This is a genomic window from Vibrio pomeroyi (assembly GCF_024347595.1).
Classification (GTDB): domain Bacteria; phylum Pseudomonadota; class Gammaproteobacteria; order Enterobacterales; family Vibrionaceae; genus Vibrio; species Vibrio pomeroyi.
Genome location: NZ_AP025506.1, coordinates 3,009,664 through 3,031,724 on the forward strand (window position 1 = coordinate 3,009,664; position 22,061 = coordinate 3,031,724).

General features: G+C 45.4%; 15 protein-coding genes. 11 read left to right on the forward strand and 4 right to left on the reverse strand.

Annotated elements, in window-relative coordinates:
* Window positions 1-3: 3 nt before the first annotated feature.
* The 3 genes from OCV12_RS13140 to erpA all read right to left on the reverse strand — a co-directional run bounded on the left by OCV12_RS13140 (window position 4) and on the right by erpA (window position 4,945).
* Complete coding sequence (locus tag OCV12_RS13140; protein ID WP_261884840.1) at window positions 4-3,093, reverse strand: efflux RND transporter permease subunit; 3,090 nt, start codon at window positions 3,091-3,093, stop codon at window positions 4-6.
* Window positions 3,094-3,103: 10 nt separating this feature from the next.
* Entirely contained in the window at window positions 3,104-4,228 is a 1,125-nt protein-coding gene (locus tag OCV12_RS13145) for an efflux RND transporter periplasmic adaptor subunit (RefSeq protein ID WP_261884841.1), read from the reverse strand.
* 375 nt (window positions 4,229-4,603) lie between these two features.
* Window positions 4,604-4,945, reverse strand: coding sequence for an iron-sulfur cluster insertion protein ErpA (erpA, locus tag OCV12_RS13150; protein WP_004734539.1), 342 nt, complete (start codon window positions 4,943-4,945; stop codon window positions 4,604-4,606).
* Between the two features lie 296 nt (window positions 4,946-5,241).
* On the opposite strand from erpA, the gene hemL reads away from it, so the two are divergent.
* Window positions 5,242-6,537, forward strand: a complete 1,296-nt coding sequence (hemL, locus tag OCV12_RS13155; RefSeq protein ID WP_048605689.1) for a glutamate-1-semialdehyde 2,1-aminomutase — start codon at window positions 5,242-5,244, stop codon at window positions 6,535-6,537.
* A 141-nt stretch (window positions 6,538-6,678) separates the two neighbouring features.
* Here the strand turns inward: hemL and OCV12_RS13160 are convergent, their stop codons facing one another.
* Window positions 6,679-6,804, reverse strand: coding sequence for a hypothetical protein (locus OCV12_RS13160; protein ID WP_048658168.1), 126 nt, complete (start codon window positions 6,802-6,804; stop codon window positions 6,679-6,681).
* A gap of 76 nt (window positions 6,805-6,880) precedes the next feature.
* Here OCV12_RS13160 and OCV12_RS13165 point away from each other — a divergent pair, with 76 nt between their 5' ends.
* The 10 genes from OCV12_RS13165 to OCV12_RS13210 all read left to right on the forward strand — a co-directional run bounded on the left by OCV12_RS13165 (window position 6,881) and on the right by OCV12_RS13210 (window position 22,057).
* Window positions 6,881-7,966: an AI-2E family transporter gene (locus tag OCV12_RS13165; protein ID WP_017633266.1), complete on the forward strand. Its 1,086-nt coding sequence runs from the start codon at window positions 6,881-6,883 to the stop codon at window positions 7,964-7,966.
* A gap of 109 nt (window positions 7,967-8,075) precedes the next feature.
* Window positions 8,076-9,098: a 16S rRNA (guanine(1207)-N(2))-methyltransferase RsmC gene (gene rsmC / locus OCV12_RS13170; RefSeq protein ID WP_261884842.1), complete on the forward strand. Its 1,023-nt coding sequence runs from the start codon at window positions 8,076-8,078 to the stop codon at window positions 9,096-9,098.
* A 217-nt stretch (window positions 9,099-9,315) separates the two neighbouring features.
* Complete coding sequence (locus tag OCV12_RS13175; RefSeq protein ID WP_261884843.1) at window positions 9,316-12,705, forward strand: response regulator; 3,390 nt, start codon at window positions 9,316-9,318, stop codon at window positions 12,703-12,705.
* A 710-nt stretch (window positions 12,706-13,415) separates the two neighbouring features.
* Window positions 13,416-15,098, forward strand: coding sequence for an ABC transporter substrate-binding protein (locus OCV12_RS13180; protein ID WP_017633263.1), 1,683 nt, complete (start codon window positions 13,416-13,418; stop codon window positions 15,096-15,098).
* A gap of 169 nt (window positions 15,099-15,267) precedes the next feature.
* The gene (locus OCV12_RS13185) at window positions 15,268-16,254 is read left to right on the forward strand and encodes an ABC transporter permease (protein ID WP_017633262.1); all 987 of its coding nucleotides are present in this window, start codon (window positions 15,268-15,270) and stop codon (window positions 16,252-16,254) included.
* A 2-nt stretch (window positions 16,255-16,256) separates the two neighbouring features.
* Window positions 16,257-17,282 (forward strand): ABC transporter permease, encoded by a 1,026-nt coding sequence (locus OCV12_RS13190; RefSeq protein WP_017633261.1) that lies wholly within the window; start codon window positions 16,257-16,259, stop codon window positions 17,280-17,282.
* Between the two features lie 2 nt (window positions 17,283-17,284).
* Window positions 17,285-18,268 (forward strand): ABC transporter ATP-binding protein, encoded by a 984-nt coding sequence (locus OCV12_RS13195; RefSeq protein ID WP_017633260.1) that lies wholly within the window; start codon window positions 17,285-17,287, stop codon window positions 18,266-18,268.
* A gap of 86 nt (window positions 18,269-18,354) precedes the next feature.
* Complete coding sequence (locus tag OCV12_RS13200) at window positions 18,355-19,350, forward strand: ABC transporter ATP-binding protein (RefSeq protein ID WP_017063264.1); 996 nt, start codon at window positions 18,355-18,357, stop codon at window positions 19,348-19,350.
* A gap of 98 nt (window positions 19,351-19,448) precedes the next feature.
* The gene (locus OCV12_RS13205; protein ID WP_261884844.1) at window positions 19,449-21,170 is read left to right on the forward strand and encodes a glycoside hydrolase family 9 protein; all 1,722 of its coding nucleotides are present in this window, start codon (window positions 19,449-19,451) and stop codon (window positions 21,168-21,170) included.
* Between the two features lie 2 nt (window positions 21,171-21,172).
* The gene (locus OCV12_RS13210; RefSeq protein ID WP_261884845.1) at window positions 21,173-22,057 is read left to right on the forward strand and encodes an N-acetylglucosamine kinase; all 885 of its coding nucleotides are present in this window, start codon (window positions 21,173-21,175) and stop codon (window positions 22,055-22,057) included.
* The last annotated feature ends 4 nt before the right edge of the window (window positions 22,058-22,061 follow it).

A 22,061-nucleotide genomic window follows, 5' to 3' on the forward strand; every position in this document is an offset into this window, starting at 1 on the left:
CTGTTATTTTTCAGGCTTCTTTTCTCGACCTAACATCAATAGACATGGTGTCAGTACCAAGGTCAGTACCGTGGCAAATGCTAGCCCACCAGCAATAGCAGTCGCGAGCTGTGACCACCATTGTGTACTTGGCGCGCCAAACTCTATCTTCTGATTAATCAAGTCGATGTTCATCTCTAACACCATTGGCATCAATCCTAAGATAGTCGTAACAGTCGTGAGCATTACTGGCCTTAAACGCTGAACACCGGTTCTCAGAATCGCATCTCGCTTATCTAAGCCTCTTTTGATCAGCTGATTATAAGTGTCAATCAGTACGATGTTGTTGTTCACCACTATCCCTGCCAGTGCGATCACTCCGATACCCGACATAACAATGCCAAACGGGCGCTGGAAGATAAGCAGACCAACAAACACACCAACCGTAGAGAACAGCACCGCACTTAGAATCAAGAACGCTTGATAGAAATTGTTGAACTGAGTAATTAGGATCAAGGCCATTACCGCCAGTGCAACCAAGAAAGCACTTTGTAAGAAGGCTGACGAGTTCTCTTGTTCTTCGTTTTGGCCGCGGATACGAAACTCAACACTACTCGGCAGTCCCAATTCACTTAACGCTTGCTCGATCTTTGGCAGTTCAAGAGTAAGATTATATCCCTCTTCCATATCCGCCATAATGTTCACGACTCGCTTACCATCGAGACGCTTAATTGTGTCCTGTTTATGGTCGGGAACAATCTGAGCAAAGTTGGTAATTGGCACTAAGCCAGCAGGTGTTTTGACTCTCAATTGATCAAAGCGTCCGATATCCCTTTTATCATTCGGGTAACGCACCAAAATATCGACCTCTTCTGATGAGTCATCAGGTAAGTAATCACCAATCTTTAGCCCGTTAGTGACAAACTGAACGGTGTTGCCAACCAAGGTTGCGTCTGCTGCAAAACGCGCAGCATCATCTCGACGGATATCCACCTTCCAATCGATGCCATCTTTACTCGCAGTGTCGCTGATATTGGTCAGTGCTTGATTGCCATCCGCCCAATTTCTCACAATTTTTGCTGCCTGATTAAGTTGCTCCGGTGTTTTAGCCGACAGCTCAATCACCAAGTCATTTTCAACCGGAGGCCCAGCATCGGGAAACTTGTATTCAATCTCGACACCAGCGTATTGATCGGTTTGCACCTTTAACTCATCAATAATCGCTTTAACACTGCGGCGGTATTGCCAGTCAACAGGAGTAATCGATATCAAACCAATCTGGTCGTCCCCGCCGGTACGCGTATAAACGGTATCGAACTCGTCATGATTCAGCATCATCTGTTCAATATCGCGCATGATGTCATCTTTTTCTTGAATTGAAAGATCGCCATGAGAACGAACTTTGACGTTAAAGAATGGTGGATCAACCTCAGGGAAGAACTCAGCACCGAGTCCTGCTTTTGAATACGTAAAACCAACCGCCACCGCAAGTAATATCGCACTGAACAGAATCTTAAATGGGTGTTTAATCGCAATCGACAGTGTGTGGTAATAAGCCTTGGTTAAGCCTGTCGCCTGTGAGAAATCACCGTTATGCAAAGCCACCATTCGAGCTTGGCTCTGGGACGATACGTATTGCGGTTTTCCAATTAAGCCACCTAACACGGGCACAAATAACAGCGCCATAATCAATGAAGCAGTTAAGGTAGCGATCAGAGTGAGTGGCAGGAACTTCATGAATTCACCTGTTACATCTGGCCAAAATAGAAGTGGAGCAAACGCCGCTAAGGTTGTCGCCGTTGATGCCGTTATTGGCCATGCCATTCGTTTGGCTGCATCTCGATAGGCTGCTTTACGCACTTCCCCTTCTTGCATTCTCCGGTCGGCAAATTCAGTCACCACAATCGCACCGTCGACCAACATCCCGACCGCCATAATCAGAGAGAACAGCACCACGATGTTAACGGTTAAGCCGAATACAGACAGAACCAATAACCCCGTCAGGAATGATCCTGGAATTGAGATGCCCACCAATAACGCGGTACGCACGCCAAGAATCGCGATAATCACAATCACGACTAGAATAATGGCGGATAAGATATTGTTTTGCAGATCATTCAGCATGATCTTCACATCTTTGGATTCGTCCCAAGTGTATTTAACCAACAGGTTATTTGGCCATTCAGCTTGCTGCTGAGCCCCAGCCATCACGGCTTTCACTAGCTCAACGGTTTCGATGATGTTCTCACCTGCACGCTTTTTGATGTCCAAGACCACCGCAGATTTACCATCTAAACGCGCAAAGCTCTCTGGATCTCTAAATGCTCGACGAACTGTAGCCACATCACCAAAAGTGACCACCTGTTTGCCATCCACTTTAATAGGTAACTCAAGCACATCCTTTAAGGAATTAAACACCGAGGGCACTTTAACCGAGAAACGACCATAGCCCGTATCAACAAAACCCGCGGCAACCACTCGGTTGTTCAAAGCGATCAAGTTGTAGATATCCGCTTGATCTAGGCTATAGCTCTCCATCAATAGAGGATCAACGATGATTTCAACGATGTCTTCTCTATCACCTGCAATATCGACCTCTAATATCTGGCGATAGCTTTCGAGTTTATCTCCTACTTCTCGGGCAATTTGTACGATAGTACGTTCAGGAACAGTACCGAATAGCACAACAGAAAGTACTGGTTGCTCAGAAGCGAGTGTGACTTCATTTACGGTTGGTTCATCACTGTCTTCTGGTAACTTTGGTTTGGCAAGGTCTACGGCATCACGAACATCCGCCATCGCTTTGGTAAGATCGACTCCAACGTTAAACTCCAACACCACAGAGGCATGACCTTCCGCTGCAGTGGCTGTCATCTCTTTTACGCCCTCAATCGACCTCAGCTCTTGCTCTATAGGTCGAACTAAAAGACGTTCAGCATCAGTTGGCGAGATCCCTTGGTGCCCGACGGAAACGTAGATAATCGGGATCGTAATGTCAGGGCTCGACTCTTTGGGGATCGTGATATAGGTAATGACACCTGCAACCAGAATAAGCGCCAACAGAGAGAGCATTGTTCGAGCACGAGACAAGGCTGCATCAATAATTGAATACATCTGTTATCTCCTACTCAGTTGTTACGTTTGGGAGTTCAGCACCTTGCTCAACCGCAATCACCGAATCACCATCACGCACAAACCCTTGTCCTACAGTAATGATATCGACCCGTTGACCTAAACCCGTGAGCCACACCCCATCTTGTTCTGCCTTCACTAGCTGAATCCCAACAAATTTTACGATGGGTGAATCATCGACTGAAACCAACGTTTTGACCCCAAGATTACCGACTTCATCCAAAGCCAACATCGCTGGAGTCACCTTGATTGCGTCTCTTGTTTCTAGGTTGAGTTTCACTTCAGCGCTAACCCCTGCAGGTAATAGACCTTCAGAGTTATCGATTTCAATCTCGATTGGAAAAGTATTAGTTGAGGCCGAAGAAATTCGAGACACATAACGCAAGCGCCCTTCTGCCTCTTCTCTTCCTAGCAAGCGAACCAAAGCAGATTGATTGACTAGCAGATGTTGAATGTGGCGCTCACTAACATCAGCTTCAATCACCAGAGGATCAAGGTCAATCACGCCTGCGACTGGATCACCAACACCAACGAAATCACCCAACTCAACCATCAAATCCTGAACCACACCCGAAAAAGGCGAGGTAATAACAGTATTCTTTAAAGCCAATTCTGCATTTCGCATCATGGCTTTCGCTTCAGTTAACGAAGCCTCAGCGGTGGTATAAGCTATCTCACCTTGCAGACCTCTTTTCTTAAGTGACTGCGCCGCTTTGAACTCTTTCTGCTTTAAACGATACAGAGCCGATGCTCGCTCTAACTGTATCTCCAAATCACCTTTATCTATCTGAGCAATCGCCTGCCCCGCTTTAACCACATCGCCTTTCACGACGTTCAAGCGAACAATCTTTCCCGCAACTTCCGCCCCTAACCGAGCATGCCTGTCGGGTGCCGTGCGACCGTATAAATCAATGGTTTTAAAGGTGGGTGATGAGGTAAATGTTTGAAAAGAGACCTTGGCTAACGGGATTTCTGTCGCTTTTTTCTCTGGCGACTCTTCTGCTTGCCCCACTCCTAGGCCAAGCCAGATAGACAACAACATCACTAAAATCAAAGACACCAGCCACGGCTGTTTCAGTTTCTGAAAAAGTGGTGAGTTAGAAAATAGAGTGGGCATAGCAAATCCTTTTGTCCGATGTGATTAAGACGCGCTAAATGGCTTAACACTGTCATGTGCAACTTCCTGATACACATAGGTAACCTTAACAGACCAAAACCAAACGAAGTTGGACGCTATCGACAGTTTAAAAAATATGCCGTGTACTAAAAATGACAAAATAGAAGGTTGGAATGGTTTTAAAAGCAATGACTTAATATGTCTTAGCAATTTTGAGGCTGCGTGAAAAACAACAGCCTTGATCAGAACCGAGCTTTGTTATGAAGAGAAATTTGGGGATATAAAAACAAAAACGCCGAACATAAGTTCGGCGTTTACAACCTTCTGCTGTAGCTTTCAGCTAAAGCTGTCTTTTAACTCTAGCTATCTTTCAAGCTATACGCTGAATGATGCGCCACAACCACATGTTGTTGTAGCGTTCGGGTTGTTCACAAAGAAGCGTGCGCCTTCTAGGCCTTCTGTGTAATCAACCATGCCGCCCATTAGGTATTGTAGGCTCATTGGGTCAACAACCAGCGTTACACCGCTGTTTACAATCGTAGTGTCGCCATCATTTACTTTTTCATCAAATGTGAAGCCGTATTGGAAACCACTACAACCACCACCTGTAATGTATACACGTAGTTTTAGTTCTGGGTTTTCTTCTTCAGCGATTAGCGTTTGTACGCGGGTAGCTGCTGCATCAGAAAAAGACAATGGGATATTTACTTCGCTCACGACAACCTCTCTTACCTGTGTCAAAAACAACATGATACAAATCTAATTCGAGACCAGTGTTGTTGAGTATTTTCTTATATTCGGGTGATTATCTAATACCTGACTGAAACGTTCAAGTATTCACCACCGGATCCTTCCTTTTACTGCTGTAAACTCGTCAATATCTGGCAATTAAAACGTGTAACCACACAAAACAACCAGATTCGGGCGATTATCTGGGCGAAAGCATTCCTAGTTGGATTAGGGATAGGTACAATGCGTGGCAATTGGTCCGACAGTCAAAAGAGGATATATCAATGACCAAATCAGCAGAGCTGTACGAAAAAGCACAGCAAACTATTCCTGGTGGCGTAAACTCTCCAGTTCGTGCATTCAATGGCGTAGGTGGTTCTCCAATCTTCGTTGAACGCGCTGATGGCCCACTTATTTTTGATGCTGATGGTAAAGCATATATCGATTACGTTGGCTCTTGGGGTCCAATGATCCTTGGTCACAACCACGTTGTTATCCGTGATGCGGTTATTGAAGCAGCTCAACGCGGCCTTAGCTTCGGTGCTCCAACCGAAACTGAAATCAAAATGGCTGAGCTTGTATCAGAGATGGTTCCATCAATGGAACAGCTACGTATGGTTAGCTCAGGCACAGAAGCAACAATGAGTGCGATTCGTCTTGCTCGTGGCTTTACAGGTCGTGACAAAATTCTTAAGTTTGAAGGCTGCTACCACGGCCACGCAGACAGCCTACTTGTAAAAGCAGGTTCTGGCGCGCTTACTTTAGGTCAACCAAGCTCTCCAGGCGTTCCAGCTGATTTTGCTAAGCACACGCTTACAGCAACCTTCAACAACCTAGATTCAGTACGTGAGCTATTCGCAGCGAACAAAGGCGAGATCTCGTGCATCATCGTTGAGCCAGTTGCGGGCAACATGAACTGTATCCCACCGGTAGAAGGCTTCCACGAAGGTCTACGTGAAATCTGTGATCAAGAAGGTGCATTGCTAATCTTTGATGAAGTAATGACAGGTTTCCGCGTTGCTGAAGGCTGTGCGCAGGCTTACTACAACATCAAGCCAGACCTAACGTGTCTTGGTAAAGTTATCGGCGGCGGTATGCCTGTGGGTGCTTTTGGTGGTCGTAAAGAAGTGATGCAATACATCGCACCAACCGGCCCTGTTTACCAAGCAGGTACGCTTTCAGGTAACCCTGTTGCAATGGCTGCTGGCTACGCATGTTTGAACCTTCTACGTGAAGAAGGCAACGAAAAGCGTCTAGCTTCAAAAACTAAACAACTGGCGAATGGCTTCAAGCAGCTTGCTGACAAGCACGGCATCCCGATGCTAGTACACCAAGTTGGTGGTATGTTTGGTTTCTTCTTCACAGACCAAGAAACTGTGACGTGCTACGAAGATGTAACTAAGTGTGATGTAGAACGCTTCAAGCGCTTCTTCCACCTAATGCTAGATCACGGTGTTTACCTTGCTCCTTCAGCATTCGAAGCAAGCTTTACTTCTCTTGCTCATGGTTCAAAAGAGCTGGATGCGACACTAGAAGCCGCTGACCGTTCTCTTGCTATCATTGCTGCTGAAAGCAAATAATCGAAAGCACTTTATAAGTCGCTAACCGATTGAATTTAGGGCTGCATTAACGCAGCCCTTTTTAATACATCGACTAAATTAAACTCGAGTATTTCCGCTTAGATTACCCATCAATTTGTTCGAAAATTTAACGAAAAGCGTCTAACGTTCCCAGAACAGAAAAACCAACAACATCAGCGTACCAAGGAACATTCTGAACCAAGGGATCTCTTTTTTTGTTTGCTGTTGTTCGTCTTGGCATTTCTTATCTTTATCACAGCATCCCATAATCAAAACTCCTCATTGCTAACTCTCTGTTTTGCAGCCATTATAAACTCAGAACGCAAATATAGAGACCATTACCGTGTCAGAAAAAATCAAAATCAATTCCAGCCACTGGGTGATCATCATTGCCCTGCTTGCGGCGGCTTATGCTTGTTACCTGCTTATCGAACCATACGTTAACTCGATTGTGATGGCCTTTATCATTTCACTTTTAATGTTCCCAATCCATGAGTGGCTTGAAAAAAAGATACCGAATAAAGAAAACGTGGTCTCCCTGCTTTCTTGTGTCATCTTAACCTTTATTATCGTGATCCCCTTATTGGCGGTGTTTGCAGCTATTGTGCAGCAAGGTTCTCTGTTCTCTCAGAACACCTACCAATGGGTAACACACGGCGGCATTCAAACCCTGTTCGAACACCCTTTGGTTGTGAAAGCCCTGTCGTTCGTGAACAACTATCTGCCTTTTGACAATATTGAACCTCAAGCGATCGCGCAGAAGGTCGGTGAATTCGCGACAAGCTTTGGCTCTAAACTTGTTGGAATCAGCGCAAAAATCCTTGGTGATGCGACCAACTTCTTAATGGATTTCTTCTTGATGTTGTTTGTTCTGTTCTTCTTGTTGAGAGATCACGACAAAATCATCAGTGTAGTTCGTCATATTCTTCCGTTATCTCGCAGCCAAGAAGACAAGCTCCTCACTGAGATTGAGCAAGTTTCTAAATCAGCAGTTATGGGCTCATTTTTAACGGCGATTGCACAAGGTTTTGCCGGCGGCTTAGGTATGTGGATTGCAGGTTTCCCAGGGCTATTCTGGGGCACAATGATGGGCTTCGCCTCGTTCATCCCTGTGGTCGGTACTGCACTAATCTGGATCCCTGCAGCGACCTACTTGTTCTTAACTGGTGATACTACGTGGGCAATTTTCCTAACGGTTTACTGTGTCGCAATTGTTGGCTCAATCGACAACCTTCTGCGTCCGCTGCTAATGCAAGGCAGCGCGGGCATGAACACCTTAATGATTTTCTTCTCATTGCTAGGTGGTATTCAACTGTTTGGCTTGATTGGTCTTATCTACGGCCCACTGATTTTTGCTATTACTATTGTCCTATTCAACATCTACGATGAAGAGTTTAAGGACTTTTTAAACCAGCAAGACAAAAGTTAATCGACTCCGAGGCAACTTGCTTGCCGAACGAGTATTAAACACTTCAAGCTTTGGGCGGATTATGCGAAAATCCGCCCTCATTTTTGCTAACGATTCAATAGAGTGTCCTATGTCAGCTTATATTGCCCCAAGCCAGATTGCTGAGCGCCAACTTGCCTACTTTGAAGGCAAACATGTTTTAGTTGCAGGTGAGGCTGAAGACTTATTCCCTGTTGAATTAGCAAAACACTGTGAATCAGTCACTGTATTTACTTCAAACTACAGCTACTACCGTCAGCTTGAAGGTTATAGCAGCATCCAACGTTTTTACGGTGCTGAGTTTACCGAAGAGACCAAAGCTGACTTAGTGATGCTCTACTGGCCGAAAGCCAAGGCAGAAGCTGAGTATTTATTGGCGATGCTGTTTGCCAAGCTAGGTAAGGACACAGAGATTGTCGTTGTCGGTGAAAACCGCTCTGGCGTCAAAAGTATTGAGAAGATGTTTGCGCCTTACGGTAAGGTCGTAAAATACGATTCAGCGCGTCGCTGTTCTTTCTACTGGGGCCAATGCTTCGAACAGCCACAAGCTTTCAACTTACAAGACTGGTTTAAAACCTACACAGTGAACATTGGTGAGCAATCGCTGACCGTGAAAAGCCTTCCTGGCGTATTCAGCCACGGTGAATTCGATGTGGGTAGTCAACTGCTGTTGGATACTTTGCCAAAACTGAAAGGCAAAGTTCTGGACTTCGGTTGTGGTGCAGGCGTGTTAGGCGCTGTAATGGCATCTCGTAACCCTGATATCGAGCTAGAGATGTGCGACATCAGTGCATTTGCCGTAGCATCAAGCCAAGCAACACTAGAAGCAAATGGTTTAACAGGCAAAGTCTTCGCGTCAGATGTCTATTCTGATACAGCACAAGACTACCAGTTCATCATCAGTAACCCACCATTCCACTCCGGTTTAGACACCAGCTACAGCGCGACTGAGACCTTACTTGCGCAGGCACCTAAACATTTGAAGCGCTCAGGTGAGATGATTATTGTCGCGAACAGTTTCTTAAAATACACCCCAATTATTGAACAAGCGTTTGGAAAATGCGCGACTCTAAATAAGACCACCAAATTCGCGATCTACCACGCAAGTAAGTAGCCTCTCTAGCACAGCGCAGGGTCATTATCTGCGCTGTCTGTTCATATTTTTATCAAAAGTCTATAAAAGTGAGCTTTTGCACACGCTTTAAATACCACTTACTTGTCAAAGTAAAAAAACTCGTTAATTTCGTTAAATTGGAAACCATTAATTCTATTCTCTGTACTTGTTTTCGCCCCTTTTTAGCAGTACATCAAAGGAAAGTAGTACCCAATTTATGTTTAGATTTTATCGTAAGCAGAAGTTTAAGCGCCTTCAAAATACCCTAATGCTGGCATTTCTTGTCCTCAGTATTACCCCAGTGACACTTATCGCGATATTTTTCCTTCAATCGCACAGTCAGGATCTTCAGGAACAAAGTACCTCACACCTTGTTTCAGTCCGTGATACTAAGCAACAACAAATTGTCGATTACCTTCAAGCTCAAGAATCCCAAGTGATGGGCTTTGTTCGCTCAGAATTAGCCAATGCCAGTGGCGGCCGATTCTATGGTTTGATCAATGCCTTCCAGCGACTTGGTCTAGATATTGACGAAGCACGCAGTAATGCGCAGCAACGCTACATTCCAGGATCGGGCGATCAAATCAAAACATCGATTCTTCCTGAGTCGAGTAGCTACATTGGTAGTGAACGTTACCGCCTACTGCACAAGCGCTACCATAACGCTTACCTAGAGCTGCTTAAACGCTCCGATTTTGACGATATTCTATTGGTTGATATCAATGGCAACGTTGCTTACTCCGTCTTTAAAAATGACGATTACGGCACTAACTTGCTGACTGGTAAATACAAAGACTCAAACCTAGGCGTTACCTTTCAACGACTAGCTAAAGATGTCACTGAACGACGCAAATCCAACGAAGATTACACACCAGTTATTGTATCGGACTTTAAAGACGAGAACGGTAAACAGACGGCATGGCTAGGTGCGCCTATCGTACAGCAGGGTTACCTACACAGTTATGCCATGTTCAGACTGCCGATCAACGGCATCACCAAACTGATTGCCGATCTAAACAAGAGCTCTAACATTCAAACGCTTCTTGTAGGTAGTGATCACTTACCTCGTAGCCTTGCGCACTCTCAAGAGTCGATTAACTTAAGCCTAGACGTGGTTGATAAAGCACTGGCGGGCAAAACAGCCGTAGGCACATTTGATAACACTCTAGATCAGGCGATTATCGCGGCCTATACACCAATTGAACTCAAGTACGCGACTTGGGCTCTCGTTGTCGAGCTTCCAGAAAAAGAAGCATTTGCCCGTATTCATCAACTAGAAAAGATCTTCGTGATCGTGATGCTAACCGCGATCATTCTGGTGGTTGTCGCATCGCATTACCTCTCTAACTTCATCACCTCACCGCTGCTTAAATTGACATGGGCAGCTGAAAAAGTATCTGCTGGTGATCTTGATGAGACGATGATCAACACCGAGCGTAAAGATGAAATCGGTCGCTTGGCGGTCAGTTTTGAACGAATGCAGCGTTCTATTCGTGAAAAAATGCAGCTCATCAAAAGTCAAAATGATGAACTCGAAGACAACCTCAAGACAATCCAGAAGCAAAACGAAGAGCTACAGCTGGCTAACAAACTTAAAGATGAATTCTTAGCGACCACCTCTCACGAATTGAGAACACCACTGCATGGTATGGTTGGTATCGCTGAAGCACTGATATCTGGCGCGAATGGTCCTATTCCGGCTAACCAGAAATATCAATTAGATATCATCATCAATAGTGGTCAGCGATTAGCTACGTTGGTTGATGACCTGCTTGATTACCACAAGATGCGTTACGGCAGCTTAGATATTAAGAAATCCGCAGTTGATCTGTCTGCAGCCACCAGCTTAGTGCTTGAGTTATCTCATCACCTACTGGGTAACAAGCCAATCCGTATTATTAACCAAGTCCCAAGCGATCTAGGGCTCGTCTCCTCCGACCCTCAACGACTTGAGCAAGTGATGTATAACTTGGTCGGTAATGCCATCAAGTACACATCCGAAGGTAAGATTGTTATCTCAGCGAGCGTTATCGACGATAACATTCGTGTGCAAGTGGTCGATACTGGCCAAGGCATACCAGCAGAGTACCTTGAGCACATCTTTGAGCCGTTAATTCAAGCAGGACAAGATGCGAGTAACTACCGCCAAGGTGCAGGGCTTGGATTATCAATCAGTCGCCAGCTAATCGAGCTAATGGGTGGATCGCTGTATGTAAGTAGTCAACCGATGCTTGGTACCACGTTCAGCTTTACTTTACCTCTGGCTACAGAAGAAGAACTTAAGAACTACAACGAATCAGGCAGCTACTCACACTTCCAAGCGCCTGATTTGATTGATAACGCTCAGCAAGAGAACAGTGTTATCAGTGAGAATCCTGATGGCCCACTACTGGTTATCGCTGATGATGAGCCAGTTAACCTGCGAGTATTGGACAGCTTCTTGAAATTAGAAGGCTATCGAGTACGCACAGCCTGTGACGGACCGGAAACTATTGAATTGATTGAGAAGGAGAAGCCAGAACTACTTCTACTCGACATCATGATGCCGGGCATGAGTGGCTATCAAGTGTGTGAATCGCTACGTAAGCAGTATGATCACGCACAGTTGCCAATCATCATGCTGACGGCACTCAACCAAGCAGAAGACCGTGTACGCGGTTTCGAAGCGGGTGCTAATGATTACTTATCTAAGCCGTTCAACAAACAGGAACTGGCTGCGCGAATCACGGCTCACTTATCAGCAAGTAAAGCAGAGCAAAGGCGCCTTGAGAATGACCAATTGCAACTTGAGCTCAAACACAGAGCCATGGTTGAAGCTAACTTGCTAGAAACTCAAGGACGTTTGCTAGAACAGTTAGAGTCGGCTCCAGAAGCCATCATCTGTATTCGTGACGATCAGCGTATTCGCTTTGCCAATGAAGCCGCAGCGAAACTGTTTAGACGCGGACAAGAACAACTTAAGCGCTCTATGGCCGATGAGATCATCGCACCTAAATACCTTAAGGTGGAACAGGCGCACTATTGTGGTGATATCGACATCTATATTGACGATACCCGTCAGCGCATACCAAGTGACATCCTCAAGCTGCCAGAAGGTTCTGGGCTCGACACCATGTACATATTTAATGTTGGTGGTGGCGTTAACTCAAACCGTATCAATAACCTTGAGACGGCCGTTGAAGCGCTTTCTAGTTATGCCTTTGAAGGTGACAAAGATAAGCTGCAACAACTCAAAGAACTTGGTGGTGAATTTACTCGCCTTGCTGATAAAGCGACTGGAGAAGGGAAAAACAAGCAAGAATTAATGCGTGAAGTCCTAGTGGATGCCATGACTAACGCCATTATCTACTGGGAGTCTGTTACCGGTGAGACCAAGTTTGCTTTCGCAGAAAAGAGTGGGTTGTGGCGCGTCTACTTAGACCGTAGCACGCTTCAAACGCGAACGTTGGACAAATACCTGCGCGTAGAAACGCTGCCGAAAACACCTCGCTGGCGAACGGTATTGAGCTCTATCGAATTCATTCTCGAACACTGCAAAGAGCAAACGCCAGAAAGAACACACATTGAGATGCTCAGAGACAAGCTACAGAAATTACTGACCAGCTAATCCTGAACTAACATCACGATACTTCAAATAATGAAGCCCACCTCGTGTGGGCTTTTTTGTGCATGGCATTCCAGTAAAAGGCACAATAACGCCTCCTTGAAACCACTTTTTTCACATCATTAAACAAGCAAAATATCACGTTACTTGAGCGCAAACGGCACTGTTAAAATTCACGGTTACTTGCCCTTTTCTTCACCATTCTTAACCATTAGCTGACTCTTTGTTGCAGTTTGAGAAGCGAGTCACAACAGAACGGCAGATTTAATTTTCTAGGGAAATTTAACGTAAAACGAGCAAGTGACCAAGATCTACAATTACATTAAAACAGAACAAGGCTATATAATTAAAAGAACAGAAAGTAAGTAAGCACTAACATTTAATTACCAACACAAATTCAATTGCGAGTCACATCACCATAACAATTGCGTGCAAAAAACCATCAAACCACCCTATTTTGACGTTAATGACGTGTGGTTATGTGTTTTTAACGTTTTTGACGGGAAACGAGTTTGATTAATTCATCGATAAGGTGTTTTCTTACTCCTGCCAAAGGCCTACAGGCCACTCTTACCACTTCTCGGAATCAACGATGAATCTGGAGCAACGAAGAAGAGGTAGGCCTTTAACTAGAGTGTGTATCTACTAAACCATTTAGCGACAGATAACATTCAATCCATTAGTGAAATGAAAGCAAATAGTAAGGAACAGCTATGCTTGCCAATATAAAAAAAACAGCAATAGCAACAGCAATTATTGCGACCGCTACAACAGGTTTTGCATCAGTAGCAACAGCTGCAGAACGCAGTGAACTGACCGTTCACCCGAAAGAGTACACTACATTCGTACGTAACTTTAACCCGTACCTTGGTGCTACTAACCTACATACTACAACTGACTTCATGTATGAGCCGCTAGTAGTATTTAACGAAATGCACGGTAACACTCCAGTGTTCCGTCTAGCTGAAAACTTCAAAATGTCAGATGATCTGATGAGCGTAGTTTTCGACATTCGTAAGGGTGTTAAATGGTCTGACGGAGAAGCTTTCTCTGCTGATGATGTTGTTTTTTCTTTCAACCTTGTAAAAGAGAAGCCAGAGCTTGACCAATCTGGTATCAACTCTTGGGTAACTTCTGTAGAAAAACTGAACGACAACCAAGTTAAGTTCAGCCTAACAGAAGCAAACTCGAACGTACCTTATGAGATTGCTAAAGTACCAGTAGTACCTAAGCACATCTGGAAAGACGTTAAAGATCCATCAACGTTTACCAATGAAAATCCAGTTGGTTCTGGTCCGTTTACAGAAATCGATACGTTTACAGCGCAACTATACATCCAGTGTGCAAACCCGAACTACTGGGATGCAGACAACCTAGATGTTGACTGTCTACGTGTTCCACAAATTGCGAACAACGACCAATTCCTAGGTAAAGTTGTAAACAGTGAAATGGACTGGACGTCTTCTTTCGTTCCAGATATCGACCGTACATACGCAGCAGCTAGCCCTAAACACCACTACTGGTACCCGCCAGCAGGTACACAGGCATTCATCGTTAACTTCAAACACCCTGATGCTGCGAAGCATGAAGCGTTGAGCAACGTTGACTTCCGTCGTGCTTTCTCTATGGCTCTTGACCGTCAAACTATCATCGACATCGCATTCTACGGCGGCGGTACTGTGAACGATTTCGCATCGGGTCTTGGTTACGCGTTTGAAGCTTGGTCTGATGAAAAAACTCATGACAAGTACAAAGGCTTCAACACTTACAACGCTGAAGGCGCGAAAAAGCTTCTTGCTGACGCTGGCTTCAAAGATGTAAACAAAGATGGTTTTGTTGACACTCCATCTGGCAAGTCTTTCGAACTAATGATCCAATCGCCAAACGGCTGGACTGACTTCAACAACACAGTTCAACTAGCGGTAGAACAGCTAAACGAAATCGGTATCAAAGCGAAAGCTCGTACACCAGATTTCTCTGTATACAACCAAGCAATGCTTGAAGGTACATACGACGTAGCATACACAAACTACTTCCACGGTGCGGATCCATACACGTACTGGAACAGTGCTTACAACTCATCACTACAATCTGGTGATGGTATGCCTCGTTTCGCAATGCACTTCTACAAAAACGAAAAGCTAGATGGTCTTCTAAACAGCTTCTACAAAACAGCTGATAAGAACGAGCAGCTAGATATTGCACACGGTATTCAGCAAATCATCGCTGCAGACCAAGTGACAATCCCTGTGATGTCTGGTGCTTACATGTACCAATACAACACAACTCGCTTCACTGGTTGGTGGAACGAAGAAAATCCAAAAGGCCGTCCAAACATTTGGGCTGGTATTCCAGAGCGTCTACTTCATGTACTGGACCTAAAACCAGTTAAATAAGTAATCGTTCAATCCTTGCGGCGTAACCTCTTACGCCGCTTATAAAAATCCCCACACTCTCAATTGAAAGTATGGCGCTAGTCGTCAGGGGATTTTTCGTTCCAAATTTCGCTAGGAGCGACCTGAATCCAGAAACAGGGAAACAATCTGGGTGAGTAAGGTGTGAGTTATGGGTTATTTTTTAAGACGTTTGTCATTTTATTTTGTCGCGCTATTAGTTGCTGCGACGTTAAACTTTATTATTCCAAGAGCAATGCCTGGTGACCCAGTTACCATGATGTTTGCGAACGCTTCTGTACAAGTTACTCCAGAGCGTATTGCTGCAATGAAAGAGCTATTAGGCTTCGTTGATGGCGGCTTACTGGTTCAATACGTAGCGTACATGAAGAACATTCTTAGCTGGGAACTTGGTACATCAATTCAATTCTACCCACTTTCTGTAAACACACTGTTGGGCGGAGCATTCGGTTGGTCGCTTTTCTTAGCTGGCACCGCAGTTATTCTTTCTTTCTCGATTGGTTCAATCCTAGGTATTTTCGCAGCGTGGAAACGCGGCAGTAAATACGATGCCTTCGTAACGCCAGGGATGCTGATTCTACAAGCCGTTCCTCAAGTTGTTATCGCGATGATTGCACTATTTACCTTTGCGATTGGCTTGAAGTGGTTTCCAACCGGTTATGCCTACACCGCAGGTACTATGCCTGACTGGACAAGCTGGGCATTCATTAAAGATGTCGCTTACCATGCCTTCTTACCACTGTTCTGTGCTTCTGTTGTTCAAATTGGTGGCTTCCTAGTAAACATGCGTAACAACATGATCAACCTACTGGCAGAAGACTACATCACCATGGCGAAAGGCAAAGGCCTGAGCGAAAACCGAGTGGTATTCAACTACGCAGCTCGTAACGCGATGCTACCAAGTGTGACAGCGCTTTCAATGTCGCTAGGTATGGCAATCGGTGGTCAGTTAATTATCGAAATCATCTTTAACTACCCAGGTCTTGGCAGTGTACTTTTCAACGCAATTAACGCGCGTGACTACCAAGTACTGCAAGGTCAGCTGCTTATCATGACGCTATTCATGCTGTTCTTTAACCTAGTTGCAGACATGCTTTATGTTGTTCTTGACCCTCGTCTTCGTAAGGGTGGTAAATAATCATGAAAGACTTTCTAAAACTCATTTGGCGTAACCCGATGGCACTAACAGGCGTCATCATCCTAAGTATTTTCATCCTTGGCGCACTTGCTGCTCCATTGATCACAAAACATGTACCAGACAAGCGTACAGGTAATCCACACGAATACCCTGGCTTCGTTGTTAAATCAGCACAAACTAACCCTGATGGCTGGGTTGCTCAAAACCTAGCAGATGACCGTCGTACATTGATTATGTCTAAAAAGGCAGACCACGTACTTGGTACAACTCGTATGGGTCGTGACGTTTGGTCTCAAGTGGTATACGGCGCACGCGTATCTCTTGCTGTAGGTTTTGGTGCGGGTCTAACCGTATGTCTATTAGCAACAGTTATTGGTGTTTCTGCAGGCTACTTCGGTGGACGTGTCGATGACGTTCTAACTGCCGCAATGAACATTATGTTGGTTATCCCTCAATACCCATTATTGTTCGTAGTTGCAGCCTTTATCGGTGAGGCAGGGCCACTCACCATAACCTTGGTTATTGGCTTTATGTCCTGGGCTTGGGGCGCCCGTGTTGTTCGCTCCCAAACCTTAGCTTTACGTGAAAAAGAGTTTGTAAAAGCCGCAGAAGTTTTGGGTGAATCTTCATTCCGTATCATCTTCGTAGAGATTCTGCCAAACCTTATCTCTATCGTTGGTGCGAGTTTCATCGGCTCGGTGATGTACGCAATCATGATGGAAGCAACGATTTCGTTCCTAGGTCTTGGTGACCCGAACACAATCAGCTGGGGCATCATGCTTTACAACGTTCAAACCTCTTCATCAATGCTGATTGGCGCTTGGTGGGAACTGTTGGCTCCTTGTATCGCACTGACATTATTAGTAACTGGTCTTGCTCTACTTAACTTTGCTGTCGATGAAATTGCTAACCCGCAACTGCGTTCTCACAAAGGCATGAAGCGTTGGAAGAAACTAGCAGCTCAAGACAAAGAAGAACGTGAACCAGAACTACCACCACAAAATGCACTTTGGAGCGGAGATAAATAATCATGTCTGAACCACTAATTTCTATCCGCAACTTATGCGTGGATTACATCACAGAGTCTGGCGATGTTCGTGCGTGTAACAACGTAAGCTTCGATATCGCACCAGGTGAAGTATTCGGCCTAGCCGGTGAGTCTGGCTGTGGTAAATCAACCGTTGCTTTCTCGCTAATGCGTCTTCATAAGCCGCCCGCTTACATCAGTGGTGGTGAGGTTATCTTCAACGGTGAGAACATCCTTGAGTACAGTGATGACCGCATGCAAGCGTTTCGTTGGAGCGAGATGTCGATGGTATTCCAGAGTGCGATGAACGCGCTCAATCCAGTACTACCAATGGAAGAGCAGTTCTGTGACGTAATCATGCGTCACACCAACATGACTCGTGAGCAAGCGAAGCAACGTGCTGAAGGTCTACTAGAAATCGTAGATATTCACCCTAGCCGTTTGAGTGACTACCCTCACCAATTCTCTGGTGGCATGCGTCAACGCTTGGTTATTGCTATCGCATTAGCACTGAATCCAAAACTGATCATCATGGATGAACCAACGACCGCACTTGATGTGGTTGTTCAACGCGAAATCCTACAAAAGATCTATGCACTGAAAGAAGAGTTTGGCTTCTCGATTCTGTTCATTACCCATGACTTGTCATTGATGGTCGAGTTCTCTGACCGCATCGGCATCATGTACTCAGGTGAGCTTATCGAGGTCGCTAAATCTCAAGATATTCTAGAAAACCCTTACCACCCTTACACCAAAGGGCTGGGAAGTTCTTTCCCTCCACTAACAGGGCCAAAGACAAAACTAGCAGGTATCCCGGGCAACCCTCTGAACCTATTAGAGATTCCTGAAGGATGTCGTTTCCAAGCTCGTTGTGACCGTGTACATGAAACCTGTACCAAGGTGCCAACCAAGCTGCGTTCTATCGAACCGGGACATTTGTCTAACTGCCACCTGTACGGCGACCCAATAGTACAAAGGAAGCTATAGCTTGCACGCTTTACGGTGTGAATAACTAGACAGGCGGCTCGACCGCCTAAAAACAAGCAAAGCGAACAAGGATTCTGGAGACAACTATGAGCAAAGATTTCGGTCAATTATTGGTAGAAGGTAAGAATGTCGTAAAAGACTTCCCAATAAGCAGTACCACCATTCAAACCCCAATGATGCGTGCGATCAACGACGTGTCATTCAAGATGTACAAAAGCCGCGGCTTAGCGGTCGTTGGTGAATCTGGTTCAGGTAAATCAACAACCGCAAAAATGATCGCAAAGATGTACGCGCCTTCAGGCGGTACGATTGAATACAAAGGCCGCGATATCCAAGAGATCTCAAGCAGAAAAGATCTTATGCACTACCGTGAAGGTGTGCAGATGGTATGGCAAGACCCGTTTGGTTCACTCAATCCAACACACAATATCTTCCACCACATTGCTCGACCACTGCTGATTCACAAGAAGGTAACTCCGGGCAATAAGAGAGAACTAGAAGAACGCGTTTACGATCTTTTAGAGCAAGTGGGCCTGATTCCGCCAAAAGAGACAGCGAAGAAGTACCCTCACCAACTGTCTGGCGGTCAGCGTCAACGTGTCAACCTAGCACGTAATATCGCGGTTGGTGCTGAGGTTGTTCTAGCGGATGAGCCAACTTCAATGCTGGACGTTTCAATTCGTGCTGGTGTTTTGAACCTAATGGAAGAGATGAAGTTTGAGAAGCAAATGTCTCTGCTTTACATCACTCACGACATCGCGACAGCTCGTTACATTGCTGAAGATCTTTCAGTGATGTACGTCGGTCACATGGTGGAATGGGGCGATACCGATGACGTTATTGCTAACCCTCAACACCCTTACACTCAGCTACTGGTTTCTGCTGTTCCAGACCCTAAGAAATCGATCCACGAACAATTGGCAGGTAACAAAGGTGAAATTCCTCTTTGGACTCCAGTATCAGCAGGCTGCCCTTTTGCAGGCCGTTGTACTCACGCAATGGACAAGTGTAAAGAGCAACTACCGGGTGTGACTCAATTAGCCGATAACCACTTTGTTCGTTGTTACCTGCACGAAAGCTAAACATTAAGACTGAGTTAGGGTCTGTGGACCCTAACTACTCATATCCAAACCAATTCAGGTACCTAGCCAAAAGAAACTGGGACCTTTGGAGAACATTGATGCTGTTATTGACCAACCATATTGGCTACGAATCTTCGGCTCCTAAGCAGGCGATCTTACAAACTAAAAAGACTCGTTTATCGAGTACGACTGCACTTTTGGTGTGTGCCGACAACCATATTACTGTGGGCAACTTTGATGTTGTAAAACAAGGCCGCGTAGCAAACTGGCATCAAGGACAATTCTTCACAATCGATTTCAGTTCATTTACCGAATCCGGTCGCTACTACCTGCGCTTTGATAACCTGCGTTCAGAAGTGTTTGAGATTGGCAACAACCTACTAATGAACCACACATTTTCTGATGTGCTCCATTACTTTAAGTCTCAACGTTGTGGTGGCACTTTTGACAAGAAAGATCGACAAGCACAAATTCTCGGCACCGACAGATACGTTGATGTGCATGGTGGTTGGTACGATGCATCAGGTGATGTAAGTAAGTACTTTAGCCACCTGTCTTACGGCAACTACCTCAACCCACAACAGATTCCTATGGTGGTTTGGAACATGCTCAAAAGCGTGCGCTTAACCAGCGACAATCCAGACTTCCCTAAATTCTCGATGACTCGCCTAACAGAAGAAGCACTATTCGGTGCTGATTTCTTGGTTCGTATGCAAGACGCGGCTGGATACTTCTACATGACAGTATTCGACAAGTGGAGCAAAGATATCAACCAACGCGACATCTGCGCATACGCCACTCAAGAAGGTCATAAGTCTACAGATTTGCAAGCAGGCTACCGACAAGGTGCCGGTGTTGCTATTGCAGCATTAGCCGCAGCTTCTGAGCTTGAGGTTTCAGGCAGCTACTCTAGCCAAACCTATCTTGATACCGCAACCAAAGGTTACTGGCATCTCAAAGAGTACAACCTGCAGTACCTAAACGATGGTGAAGAGAACATCATTGATGAGTATTGCGCCCTACTCGCAGCCAATGAGCTGTACCGAGTAACACAAGACGAACAATACCTATCAGAAGCAAGAACTTGGGCGACTCGTTTAATCTCTCGCCAACAGTCAGATGACTCATTTGAGCACTTCTGGTCAGCAAACGCTGATGGCACTCGACCATACTTTCATGCAGCTGAAGCTGGCCTTCCAGTGATTGCTCTGTGTGAATACATCGACAATGAAACCGATACTGAGCTGAAAGAACAGGCTCGCACAGTTGTTGAACAAGCATGTCAGTTCGAAATCAACATCACCGATAAAGTAACCAACCCATTTGGCTACCCACGACAATACGTTAAAAATGTTGATGGTGATAAGCGCCATGCTTTCTTCGTCGCTCAGAAGAACGAGACTGGCTACTGGTGGCAAGGCGAAAACGCTCGTCTTGGCTCAATCGCAACCATGGCGTACTTAGTTCAACCACACATTCAAGACAGCGAACTACAAAAGCGTTTAATCCAACTTTCACAGAACAGCCTAGATTGGATTTTAGGTCTCAATCCATACCACATGTGCATGCTTGATGGTCATGGTCATAACAACCCTGACTACTTACCGCAACTTGGGTTTTTCAATGCGAAAGGCGGTATTTGTAACGGCATCACCGCTGGCTTTGAAGATGACCAAGACATTGCGTTCAATCCACCAGCACAAAAAGATGACATGCTCCAAAACTGGCGCTGGGGCGAGCAATGGATCCCTCACGGCGCTTGGTTCCTATTGGCAACCGCTGCGCAATTCAATTTCCTAACACAGCGTAAGGAGCAATAATCATGACTCTTTACTACGTAGGTATTGATGGTGGCGGCACGTCTTGTCGTGCTCGTATTCGCGATGACCAAGGCACACTCATTGGTGAAGCGAAAAGTGGCAGCGCTAACATCCTTTTGGGTGTTGATGTTGCGATGAGCTCAATTGTTGATGCGATTACTCAAGCCGCGCAGCAAGGGCAACTCGACTCAAATCATTTTTCCAATATGCATATCGGCCTTGCATTAGCTGGCGCTGAGCAAAAGTCGGCATGGTTCGATTTCATGGCTCAACCACACCCTTTCGCAAGTATGACGCTCAACACTGACGCCTATGGTGCTTGTATTGGCGCTCACAATGGCCAAAACGGCGCCATCATGATTGGTGGAACTGGTTCATGCGGCATCTACCTACAAGATGGTGTTCAGCACGTGGTTGGCGGTCGTGAATTCCCAATTTCCGACCAAGGTGGTGGCGCGGTTATGGGCCTTCGCTTGATTCAACAAGTTCTGCTTGCTGAAGATGGTATTCGCAACAAGACACCACTGACTCAACACGTGATGAACCACTTTGGCAATGATGTTGATGCCATCGTCGAATGGTCAAAAGGCGCTATTCCAAAGGACTACGGTCAATTCTCGCCAGTGATTTTTCAACTGGCTAACGAAGGCGATGAGCTCGCTATCGAGATGCTCAAGCAAACCGCCGCTGATATCGAAATGTTTGTACTAGCACTGCATCGTAAAGGTGCGGACAAGGTGTGCCTAATGGGCAGTATCGCAGAGCGCATTCTCAACTGGCTATCACCTCCAGTACAACAATGGATCGTTGAACCTCAATTTGACGCTATCGAAGGCGCATTGATGTTTGCAGGTAAACCACAACACAATTTGTATCAACAGGCTTAGCAGG